This window comes from Pseudomonas sp. HY13-MNA-CIBAN-0226 (assembly GCF_040310305.1).
In the GTDB taxonomy this organism is placed as follows: domain Bacteria; phylum Pseudomonadota; class Gammaproteobacteria; order Pseudomonadales; family Pseudomonadaceae; genus Aquipseudomonas; species Aquipseudomonas gregormendelii.
The window spans coordinates 1-252 of sequence record NZ_JBEOPS010000455.1 but is presented as its reverse complement, the minus strand read 5'-3'; the positions used below and the strand labels follow the sequence as shown (position 1 = coordinate 252).

1 protein-coding gene is annotated in these 252 nt (G+C 50.8%); it reads left to right on the top strand.

The genetic code is table 11. The features are described from left to right. A partial coding sequence (locus AAEZ05_RS29490; RefSeq protein ID WP_350650171.1) for a hypothetical protein occupies window positions 1-252 on the top strand: 252 nt, incomplete at both ends.

Here is a 252-nt window from a genome sequence, read left to right as displayed (position 1 = left end):
AAGCGGCGCTGCTCGCGTTATTTACCTTACCCGCTTCAGAAGAGGTTAGGAACGACAATATAGCAATTGAAAATCCAGAGACTGAAAGCACAAGGACAGAAAGCGCAGAGACCGAAAAAAAGGCTGCTAGCGAAACCAATACTGCTGCGCAGCGTGTGGCACTCTATCGCGCCCAGCACGAGCGCACACGACTACTATATATGGCTTCTACCGCCACGCGTCCCACTTATCTGGTACAAACGCTAAAAGCAC